Consider the following 9,737-nt stretch of genomic DNA (forward strand, 5'->3'; position numbering starts at 1 on the left):
TCGCGCCGCGCCAGCAGCGCGACGCCCGCCATGTCCGGGCAGGCCGCGATGCGGTCCAGGCAGCGGCGCACCGCGCCGGCGTGCGGCCCCGCGGCCTCAGGAAACGTGGACATGGCTGAAGAAGTCCCTGATGCGCGGATCGGCGCTGGCGCTCACCTCGGCCGGCGGCGCGTCCAGCAGCACGCGGCCGCCCTCCATGAACACGATGCGGTCCGAAACCTTGAAGGCGAAGCCCATCTCGTGCGTCACGATGAGCATGGTCATGCCCTCGCACGCCAGCCTTTCCACCACCTTGAGCACTTCGGCCACCAGCTCGGGATCGAGCGCCGAAGTGGGCTCGTCGAACAGCATGATGGAGGGCTGCATGGCCAGGGCGCGCGCAATCGCCACGCGCTGCTGCTGCCCGCCGGACAACTGGTGCGGGTACTTGTGCGCGTGGTCCAGCATGCCTACCTTGTCCAGCATCGACAGCGCCTCGTCCCGCAGCGCCCGGGCATCGCCCCGCCGGTGGTATTTCGGCGCCAGCATGACGTTCTCCAGCACCGTCATGTGGGGAAACAGGTTGAAGCTCTGGAACACCATGCCGATGTCCAGGATGCGCGCGCCCGGAGCCGCGGGCGCGCCCGTGCCGGCGGCGCCCAGGAAGGGCTGGCCGTGCAGCAGCACGCGGCCGCCATCCAGCGTTTCCAGCCCGTTGAGCGTGCGGATGAGCGAGGTCTTGCCCGATCCGGACGGGCCGATGATGCTGATGACCTCGCCGGCGCGTACGTTCAGGTCGATGCCCTTGAGCACCTCGTGCTCGCCATAGCGCTTGCGCGCGCCCTGCACCTGCAAGGCGGCGCGCGCCTGTGCCGCGCCGCGTCCGCCTTCGCCGACGGCTGCGCCAGCCGCCGCCGCGCCGCCTCGTCCAGCGCCAGCGGCCTCGGCGCGCGACGCAGGATGTTCATGTGCCGTTCCAGCCAGCCCAGCAGCTTGTCGAACACCGTGACGATCAGCACGTAGTAGAACGCCACCGCCAGCATGGTTTCGAACACCATGAAGTTCTGCGTATACAGGCGCTGGCCCACCAGCAAGATCTCCGCCAGCGAGATCACCGACACCAGCGAAGTCAGCTTGGCGATGGTGATGAACTCGTTGCTGAGCGCGGGCAGCGCGATGCGCAGCGCCTGCGGCACCACGATCATGCGCTGGATGCCGGCGTAGCGGATGCCCAGCGCGCGCCCCGCCTCGACCTGCCCGCGCGGCACGCCCAGGATGCCGCCGCGGTGGATTTCCGCGATGAACGCGGTTTCGCTCACCACCAGCGCGGTCAGGCCGGCATAGAAGGGATCGGAAAGCAGCGCGCCCGAGGCCGGGAAAACCTGCGGCAGGTTGTACACGAACACGAGCAGCACCAGCAGCGGCAGGCTGCGGAAGAACCAGATGTACAGCCCGGCCAGCCGATTCAGCACGGGGTTTTTCGCCTGTTTGGCGAGCGCCAGCACGAACCCCGCCGCCACGCCCACGACCCAGGTCGCGGTGCTGAGCTTCACCACCACCAGGCAGGCTTTCCAGAAATCGGTATCCCAAAGCAGGCTTGCGGCATAGTTCCAGTCGAAATGCATGGGTGCTCGTTCCCGGCGAACGTCAGCGGGACTGGCCGCCAAGGGCTTCCTCGATTTCGGCCGCGCTGGGCGCTTCCAGGCCGTAGCGCGCCAGCAGGGCCTGGTACTCGCCGCTGGCGCGCGCGGCGTCGAGCGCCGCCTGGAGGCTGCCGCGCAGCGCTGCGGCATTCTTGTTCAGCCCCAGCCCGATGACGATGGGATAGAGCAGCGACGTGGACGTGATCCGGATCGCCCCCCGCGACTGGACCGCCATGCCGTGCGCCACGGCCGCGTCCTCGATCATGGCGTCGGCGGCCTGCGAGCGCAGCGCCATCAGGGCCTCGGGCGAGGTCGGAAACTCCAGCACCTTGATCTCGCCGCGCCCCGCGGGCTGACAAGATTCGCGAGACACCTTCTGCAGCTTGGGCGTCCAGGACGCGCCCTTGATGGAAGCCACACGCTTGCCGCACAAGTCTTGCGGAACCGCCGGGACGTAGGCGCTGGAGGCCGTCACCACCAGCGATGCGCCCGTCTTCAGGTACGGAATGAAATCCACCAGGCGCGAGCGCTCCGGCGTGACGTAGAGAGCGGAAGCCACGGCATCGAAGCGATGCGCGCGCATGCCCAGGATGAGATCCGGGAAGCGCGTATCGACGAACACCGGCTTGAGGGAGAGCTTCGCGGCCAGCAGCCGCGAGAAATCGGCATCGAAGCCCGCCGGCGCGCCGTTGTCCAGGTATGCGTAGGGCGGGTAGGTGAGATCCGAGCCCACGGTCAGGCTGTCCGGCCTGATGGTCGGCGCAGCCGGGGCGGCGCCTGCCGCTCCCATCGCGCAAGCCGCGGCGGCCCCTATGGCGAAGCGGCGTAGCGCCGGGATGGTACTGAGCATGGCAACCCCCACACAATGTCCTGGAAACCGCGGTGCAACGGGATTTCTCCGGTTTCGGGAGACGTTTCCGCGCCAGGATTGTTGAACAATTTTCAGGAATTCTGCTGCATGGCGGCAAAGCGGGGATATGGGGACTTTCCCTAGCGCTCCGGCCCCGTCGCGCGCGGCGGCGCCCGCGCAGGCCAGGCCCGGCCTGGGTATGATCTCCTCGCGGGCGGCGCGCAACGCGGCCCCGGAGCCCTGAGGAATCAATGGACTGGAATCACTTCACAGGCATAGGCGCCCGCCTGAAGCACGCCTTGCAGGAACTCGGCGGCCGGATCTTCGACGGCCTGACGCTCGACCAGGTCATTCTTTCGGCGGCCATCCTGATCGCGGCGTTCGCGCTGCGCTGGATATTCACCCGGACCCGCATCCACCGCATCGGGCTCTGGCTCCTGCGCGCCCGCACGCCGGCCGCGCAGGCGCTGGTGAAAGACGTCGCGCCGGCCGTGCGGTTCGTGCCCTTCGTCGCGGCGGCCTTCGCCATCTCGGGCATTCTGTCGCTGACGCCGGCGGCGCGCGGCTTCGTGTTCGATTTCAACCGGGCGCTGGTCGTCTTCACGCTTTTCTGGGCGCTGCTGGGCGCATCCCCAGCATCTTCGCGGGACTGGAGGCGCGCAGCACCAGCCTGGGCGACGGCATGACGGGATGGATCGTGCGGGTCGCCCGCATCGTGACTTTCCTGCTGGGCGCGGGCATCATCCTGGAAATCTGGAATATCCACGTCGGCCCGGTGCTCGCCGGCCTCGGGCTGGTCGGCGCGGCGGTGGCCCTGGGTGCGCAGGACCTTTTCAAGAACCTCATCGCCGGCGTCTTCATCATCGGCGAACAGCGCTTCGAAAGCGGCGACTGGATCCGCGTGGACGGCGTGGTCGAAGGCACGGTGGAAATCATCGGCCTGCGCGCCACCACCGTGCGCCGCTTCGACCTGGCGCCGGTCATGGTGCCCAACGCCAAGCTCGCCGACAATGCGCTCACCAACTTCTCCAAGATGACCTACCGGCGCATCTCGTGGACCATCGGCCTCGAATACCGCACTTCCGTGGACCAGCTCCGGCGGATCCGCGACGACATCGAGGCCTACATCAAGGGCAGCGACGCCTTTGTCAGCGCGCCCGCCGCCCCCACCTTCGTGCGCATCGACAGCTTCGGCGATTCGTCCATCGACCTCATGGTCTATTGCTTCACCCGCACCACGAACTGGGGCGAGTGGCTGCAGATCAAGGAAGCCTTTGCCTGCGCCATCAAGAACATCGTCGAGGGCGCGGGCTCGGGCTTCGCGTTTCCCAGCCGCTCGCTGTATGTCGAAACCATGCCGTCCGGCGCCGAGGTGTTTCCCCTGCAGGCGCGGGCGCCGCAAACGGAACAGGCCGGCGATGCCGGACCCGTGCCCCCGCCGCCGCGAGGGCTACGGCCAGCGCCGGATACTTGAGAATTCGCATGCCGTGCTCCTCGGTCCTGCGGGCCACGCCGTTCAGGCCCTCGTTGCGCGGCCGAGCCAACTGAAAAAGCGCCTCGGCCCCCGACGCGCGCCGTCTCCGGCGATAAGCGAGCGATCATTCAGCTCTGTGCCGAAATAGCGGGCGTGAATGTCGGCGATCACCTCTCGGGCGTCGTCCCGTTCCGCGAGATAGCGCCGCGCCAGCTCGTCCAGCGGAAAGCGGTCCGGCCCGCCGATTTCCATCGTGCCGTTCACGGGCGCGCCCACGGCCAGGTCGGCCAGCGCCGCCGACACATCGTCGGCGGCGACCGGCTGGATCAGCGCCGGCGACAGGCGCACTCCGCCATCCTCCGCGCCCGACTCGACGATGCTGCCGATGAACTCGAAGAACTGCGTCGCGCGCAGGATGGCATAGGGAATCTTCGACGCCTTGATGAGGTTTTCCTGCGCGACCTTGGCGCGGAAGTGCTGGATGGCCGACCCGACGGGCGAGACGATCGAGGGCGCGAGGCTTGTCCGGCGCGCCGTGGAGCCCGGCCGCGGCAACGCCGTCGCCCTCACCCGCGCCGGTCACGCGCTGGCCCATCTGGCGGGCGACCTCCCGGGCGGCATCGCCCTGCTGGAAAAAACGCTGGTGCTCAACCCGATCTCGCGGCCGCATGGTTCCTCGGCGCCTTCCTGCGGCTGTGGCACGGCGACACCGAGGCCGCCATCGAGCATTTCGCGCGCGCCATGCGCTTCAGCCCCCTCGACCCCGAGCTGTACCGGATGCAGGCCGGCATGTCCGCCGCCCACCTTTTCCTGCGCGACTTCGACGCGGCCTCGTCCTGGGTAGAAAAAGCCTGCCGCGCCGCCGACGCGCGCCGCGCCATGGACGCCCTGCTCCGCCTCGACCCCGGCCCGCGCAAGGCCGGCTTGCCGGCACAGGCTGGCGCATCGCGCCAGGCGGCAAAAAGGCTGCCCGAAGGCAGCCTTCTCCCGTGCGGCGGAGAAGCGCACGTACCGGGTATGGGAGGGTCCGCGGCCTACACGTCGATATTGCCCGCCGACAGCGCGTGCGTCTCGATGAAGTTGCGGCGCGGCTCGACGTCGTCGCCCATGAGCGTGGTGAAGACTTCGTCGGCCGCGATGGCGTCCTCGATCTGCACGCGCAGCAGGCGGCGCACCTTGGGGTCCATGGTGGTTTCCCAGAGCTGCTCAGGGTTCATTTCGCCCAGGCCCTTGTAGCGCTGCTTGGAAATGCCGCGCTCGGCTTCGCTGCGCAGCCAGGCCATGGCTTCGCGGAAGTCGGCCACGGTCTGTTCCTTGCGCTTGTCGCCCTCGCCGCGCGCGACGATGGAGCCGGGCAACACCTTGCCCGAGAAGCTCTGGGCCGCCTTGGACAGCACGGCGTAGTCGGAGCCGCCGATGAAGTCCGCGTCGATGATGCTGACGCGCACGTTGCCGTGGTGCATGCGCCGCACCGAGAGGCGGTGCCTTTCGGTAACGGGGTCGAACTCGGGCACCACTTCCACGCCGTTGCCCGAGACCGGGTCGCGCATGGCGGCCTTCAGGCGTTCGGCGGATTCGGCCGTGGCCTGTTCGGAATCCAGGTTGATCTCCACGCCCTCGGCCATGGCCGACAGGGCCGCCACGTCGAACACGCGCGACAGGCGGCCGATGACGCCGTCGGCGGCCACGTACTGGCGCGCCAGCTCGGCCAGCTCCTCGCCGCGGATGATGTTGCCGCCCGAGATGATCTCGGCCTCCTTCAGCGAGAGCTGCAGCATGAACTGCGCTTCTTCCGCGTCGTCCTTCAGGTAGCGCTCCTCGCGGCCGACCTTCACCTTGTACAGCGGCGGCTGGGCGATATAGACGTAGCCGCGCTGCACCAGCTCGGGCATCTGGCGGTACAGCAGCGTGAGCAGCAGGGTGCGGATGTGCGCGCCGTCCACGTCCGCGTCGGTCATGATGATGAGGCGGTGATAGCGCAGCTTGTCGATGTTGAAGTCCGGGCCGATGCTGGTGCCCAGGGCCGTGATCAGCGTGGCGATCTGCTCGCTGGCGATGAGGCGGTCGAAGCGCGCCTTCTCCACGTTGAGCACCTTGCCGCGCAGCGGCAGCACGGCCTGGAACTTGCGGTCGCGGCCCTGCTTGGCCGAGCCGCCCGCCGAGTCGCCCTCCACGATGTACAGCTCGCACAGCGCGGGGTCTTTTTCCTGGCAATCGGCCAGCTTGCCGGGCAGGCCGGCGCCCTCCAGCACGCTCTTGCGGCGGGTCATTTCGCGCGCCTTGCGCGCCGCTTCGCGCGCGCGCGCGGCTTCGATAATCTTGCCGCACAGCGCCTTGGCGTCGTTCGGGTGCTCGAGCAGCCAGGTTTCCAGCGTGCGGGCCACGGCCTCTTCCACCGCGGGACGCACTTCGCTGGACACCAGCTTGTCCTTGGTCTGGCTGCTGAACTTGGGCTCGGGCACCTTCACCGACAGCACGCAGGCCAGGCCCTCGCGCATGTCGTCGCCGGACGTTTCGACCTTGGCCTTCTTGGCCAGCTCGTTGTCGACGATGTACTTGTTGATGATGCGCGTCATGGCCGCGCGCAGGCCCGTCAGGTGCGTGCCGCCGTCGCGCTGCGGAATGTTGTTGGTGAAACACAGCACGCTTTCGCTGTAGCTGTCGTTCCACTGCATGGCCACTTCCACGCCCACCGGCACGCCGCCGGCCGACGATTCGGTGGATACCGCGAACACGTTGGGGTGCAGCACGGTCTTGCTGCGGTTGATGTACTCCACGAAGCCCTTCACGCCGCCGGAGAAGGCGAAGTTCTCTTCCTTGCCCTGGCGCTGGTCGATCAGGCGGATCTTCACGCCATTGTTCAGGAACGACAGTTCCCGCAGGCGCTTGGACAATATCTCGTAGTGGTACTCGATATTGGTGAAGATGATGGGGTCGGCCAGGAAGCGCACCTCGGTGCCGCGCTTGTCGGTCGTGCCCGTGACCGTCAGGGGCGCCACGCGCTCGCCCTGGCGGAACTCCATCTGGTGCACCTTGCCGTCGCGGCGGATGGTCAGGCGCAGCCATTCCGACAGCGCGTTCACGCAGGACACGCCCACGCCGTGCAGGCCGCCGGACACCTTGTACGAGTTCTGGTCGAACTTGCCGCCCGCGTGCAGCTCCGTCATGACGATTTCGGCGGCGCTGCGGTGGAATTCGTCATCCTTGTGGATGTCGGTCGGAATGCCCCGGCCGTTGTCGCTCACCGAAATGGAGTTGTCGGTGTGGATGGTGACGACGATGTCGTCGCAGTAGCCGGCCAGCGCCTCGTCGATGGCGTTGTCCACCACCTCGAACACCATGTGGTGCAGACCCGTGCCGTCGGAGGTGTCGCCGATGTACATGCCGGGGCGCTTGCGTACTGCCTCCAGCCCCTTGAGCATCTTGATCGAATCGGCGCCGTAGCCGTTGTTCTCGGGAGTGGTGTTCTGCTGATCTGACATGTGGATATCGATAAGGCTTTAAAGAGCGGCCTGGCGGCCGGACCGCTCGCGGCCGGCAAAGGTCCGCGAGCGGCGCAAATCCGCGTTGCGGCGGATCAGATGCGCATGGGCATCACGACGTATTTGAATTCGTCGTCTTCGGGCAGGGTGATGAGCGCGGACGCGTTCGCATCGGGCATGACCGACCACTTCACGTTGTCCACCTTGACGTTGGCCAGCACGTCGAGCAGGTAGCCGACGTTGAAACCCACGTCCAGCGGCTCGTGGCCGTAGTCGATGTCGATCTCTTCCTGGGCCTCTTCCTGCTCGGCGTTGGAGGAGGAGATCTTCATCTGGTTCTGCGCCAGCTGCAGGCGCACGCCCTTGAACTTGTCGGTGGTCAGGATGGCGGCGCGCTGCAGGCTGCCCTGCAGGGCCTCGCGGCCCACCAGGAAATGGCGGGTGTACGTGGTGGGAATCACGCGCGTGAAATCGGGGAACTTGCCCTCGACCAGCTTGGACACGAGCTCCACGTCGCCGAAGCGGAAGCGGATCTGGCCCGGGGCCACGTCGATCGAAACCGGCTCGTCGGAGTCCTCCAGCAGGCGCTGCATCTCGAGCACCGTCTTGCGCGGCACGATGACTTCGTGGCGTTCGCTGATGCCGTCGGCCGCCGTGGAGCAATGCGCCAGGCGATGGCCGTCAGTGGCCACGGCGCGCACGCGGCCGGGTTCGAACACCAGCAGCATGCCGTTCAGGTAATAGCGGATGTCCTGCTGGGCCATGGCGAAGTGCACCATGTTGAACAGGTGGCGCAGGGTGCGCTGCGGCATGGTCAGCGAGACGTCCCATTGCTCGGGCTGGGCCACGGTGGGGAACTCGCTGGCGGCCAGCGTCTGCAGCGCGAAGCGGCTCTTGGCCGACTGCACGGACAGCTTGTTGCTGGCCAGCGCCAGCTTCACGTCGCCGGTGTCGGGCAGCGCCTTCAGGATGTCGAGCAGCTTGCGCGCCGACACGGTGGTGGACTCGTTCTCCGCGCCCACGCCGAAATCTGCATGCGTGGTGATCTGCACCTCGAGGTCGGTTGCGATGAACGCGACCTTGTTGCCTTCCTTGCGCATCAGGATGTTCGCCAGGATGGGCAGGGTATGGCGTCTTTCGACGATGCCCGCCACAGTCGACAGCGGTTTCAGCAATGCATCGCGTGTGGTTTGTACGAGTTGCATGTTCATCCTTTTAGAGTTTGTTCCAACACGTGCAGGGTATGGTTCAGTTCCGCTTGCTTGGCGCGGGCATCGGAAATCTTGCGCACGGCGTGCAGCACCGTGGTGTGGTCCCGTCCGCCGAAGAGATCGCCGATTTCAGGCAGGCTTTTCTGGGTCAGCTCCTTCGCCAGGTACATGGCGACCTGGCGCGGCAATGCGATATTGGCGGGCCGGCGTTTCGAGTACATGTCGGCCACCTTGATCTTGTAGAAGTCGGCGACCGTCTTCTGGATGTTCTCTACCGTGATCTGGCCGTTGGACACGGACAGCAGGTCTTTCAGGGCCTCCTTGCAGACGTCCACCGTCAGCACGTCGCGGCCGTGGAAGCGCGCGTAGGCGAGCACCTTGCGCAGCGCGCCTTCCAGCTCGCGCACGTTGCTGCGCAGGTGCTTGGCGATGAAGAACGCCACCTCCTCGGGCATGGGCACGCCCTCGGATTCGGCCTTGCGCAACAGGATCGCCACCCGCATTTCGAGTTCGGGCGGCTCGATCGCCACGGTGAGCCCGGAATCGAAGCGCGAAATGAGCCGGCTGTCGATACCGGACAGCTCCTTGGGATAGGTGTCGCTGGTAATGATGATCTGCTTGCGCTGCGCCACCATCGCCTCGAAGGCGTAGAAGAACTCTTCCTGCGTGCGGTTCTTGCCCGAGAAGAACTGGATATCGTCGATGAGCAGCAGGTCGAGCGAGTGGTAATAGCGCTTGAAGTCGTCGAACGCCTTGCGCTGGTAGGCCTTCACCACGTCGGACACGTACTGGTCGGCGTGCACGTAGCGCACGCGCACGCCCGTGCCCGCCGCCACCATGGCGTTGCCGATGGCGTGGATGAGGTGGGTCTTGCCCAGGCCCACGCCGCCGTACAGGAACAGCGGGTTGTAGGACGTGCCGGGGTTTTCCGCCACCTGCAGGGCGGCCGCGCGCGCGAGCTGGTTGGCCTTGCCGGTAACGAAGTTCTCGAAGGTGAGATCGGTGTTCAGGCGCGAGCGCTCGTACACGATATTGGCCGCGTCGGCCGTCACCGCGGCGGCGGCGACATGGCCGGGGCCGGGGCGGCAGGCTGCGGGG

At 67.0% G+C, this 9,737-nt stretch carries 9 protein-coding genes and 1 pseudogene; 2 read left to right on the forward strand and 8 right to left on the reverse strand.

The features are described 5' to 3' along the window. Positions 1 to 96: 96 nt before the first annotated feature. From AD428_RS28175 to AD428_RS17025, 3 genes are read right to left on the reverse strand one after another with little or no spacing between them, the layout of a single operon-like run. Positions 97 to 828, reverse strand: a complete 732-nt coding sequence (locus AD428_RS28175) for an amino acid ABC transporter ATP-binding protein (protein ID WP_235490709.1) — start codon at positions 826 to 828, stop codon at positions 97 to 99. After that, the gene (locus AD428_RS28180; RefSeq protein ID WP_235490682.1) at positions 771 to 1,604 is read right to left on the reverse strand and encodes an amino acid ABC transporter permease; all 834 of its coding nucleotides are present in this window, start codon (positions 1,602 to 1,604) and stop codon (positions 771 to 773) included. Before AD428_RS28180 ends, AD428_RS28175 begins: the two co-directional genes overlap by 58 nt. A gap of 22 nt (positions 1,605 to 1,626) precedes the next feature. Next, the gene (locus tag AD428_RS17025) at positions 1,627 to 2,412 is read right to left on the reverse strand and encodes an ABC transporter substrate-binding protein (protein WP_369798777.1); all 786 of its coding nucleotides are present in this window, start codon (positions 2,410 to 2,412) and stop codon (positions 1,627 to 1,629) included. Between the two features lie 311 nt (positions 2,413 to 2,723). On the opposite strand from AD428_RS17025, the gene AD428_RS27150 reads away from it, so the two are divergent. Both AD428_RS27150 and AD428_RS27155 read left to right on the forward strand, forming a co-directional pair. Further along, complete coding sequence (locus tag AD428_RS27150; RefSeq protein ID WP_053245964.1) at positions 2,724 to 3,158, forward strand: hypothetical protein; 435 nt, start codon at positions 2,724 to 2,726, stop codon at positions 3,156 to 3,158. Then, positions 3,155 to 3,946: a mechanosensitive ion channel family protein gene (locus AD428_RS27155; RefSeq protein ID WP_053245965.1), complete on the forward strand. Its 792-nt coding sequence runs from the start codon at positions 3,155 to 3,157 to the stop codon at positions 3,944 to 3,946. Before AD428_RS27150 ends, AD428_RS27155 begins: the two co-directional genes overlap by 4 nt. Positions 3,947 to 3,988: 42 nt before the next feature. Here AD428_RS27155 and AD428_RS17040 read toward each other — a convergent pair. The 5 genes and pseudogenes from AD428_RS17040 to dnaA all read right to left on the reverse strand — a co-directional run. Beyond that, a pseudogene (locus AD428_RS17040) lies at positions 3,989 to 4,423 on the reverse strand (SDR family oxidoreductase); the annotation flags it as partial. 102 nt (positions 4,424 to 4,525) lie between these two features. Beyond that, on the reverse strand, positions 4,526 to 4,954 hold the full coding sequence (locus tag AD428_RS26855; RefSeq protein WP_053245966.1) for a hypothetical protein: 429 nt from the start codon (positions 4,952 to 4,954) through the stop codon (positions 4,526 to 4,528). Between the two features lie 26 nt (positions 4,955 to 4,980). After that, positions 4,981 to 7,428, reverse strand: coding sequence for a DNA topoisomerase (ATP-hydrolyzing) subunit B (gyrB, locus tag AD428_RS17050; protein WP_053243860.1), 2,448 nt, complete (start codon positions 7,426 to 7,428; stop codon positions 4,981 to 4,983). Positions 7,429 to 7,523: 95 nt separating this feature from the next. Continuing rightward, positions 7,524 to 8,633 (reverse strand): DNA polymerase III subunit beta, encoded by a 1,110-nt coding sequence (gene dnaN, locus AD428_RS17055; RefSeq protein ID WP_053243875.1) that lies wholly within the window; start codon positions 8,631 to 8,633, stop codon positions 7,524 to 7,526. A 2-nt stretch (positions 8,634 to 8,635) separates the two neighbouring features. After that, a partial coding sequence (dnaA, locus tag AD428_RS17060; protein ID WP_053245967.1) for a chromosomal replication initiator protein DnaA occupies positions 8,636 to 9,737 on the reverse strand: 1,102 nt, incomplete at its 5' end.

This window comes from Achromobacter sp. DMS1, from assembly GCF_001270295.1.

What these genes read in the sequence shown, in the direction of transcription:
- gyrB (WP_053243860.1), bottom strand. Translation starts at nt 7,428, where the DNA reads ATGTCAGATCAGCAGAACACCACTCCCGAGAACAACGGCTACGGCGCC.
- AD428_RS28180 (WP_235490682.1), bottom strand. Translation starts at nt 1,604, where the DNA reads ATGCATTTCGACTGGAACTATGCCGCAAGCCTGCTTTGGGATACCGAT.
- AD428_RS27155 (WP_053245965.1), top strand. Translation starts at nt 3,155, where the DNA reads ATGACGGGATGGATCGTGCGGGTCGCCCGCATCGTGACTTTCCTGCTG.
- dnaN (WP_053243875.1), bottom strand. Translation starts at nt 8,633, where the DNA reads ATGCAACTCGTACAAACCACACGCGATGCATTGCTGAAACCGCTGTCG.
- AD428_RS17025 (WP_369798777.1), bottom strand. Translation starts at nt 2,412, where the DNA reads ATGGGAGCGGCAGGCGCCGCCCCGGCTGCGCCGACCATCAGGCCGGAC.
- AD428_RS27150 (WP_053245964.1), top strand. Translation starts at nt 2,724, where the DNA reads ATGGACTGGAATCACTTCACAGGCATAGGCGCCCGCCTGAAGCACGCC.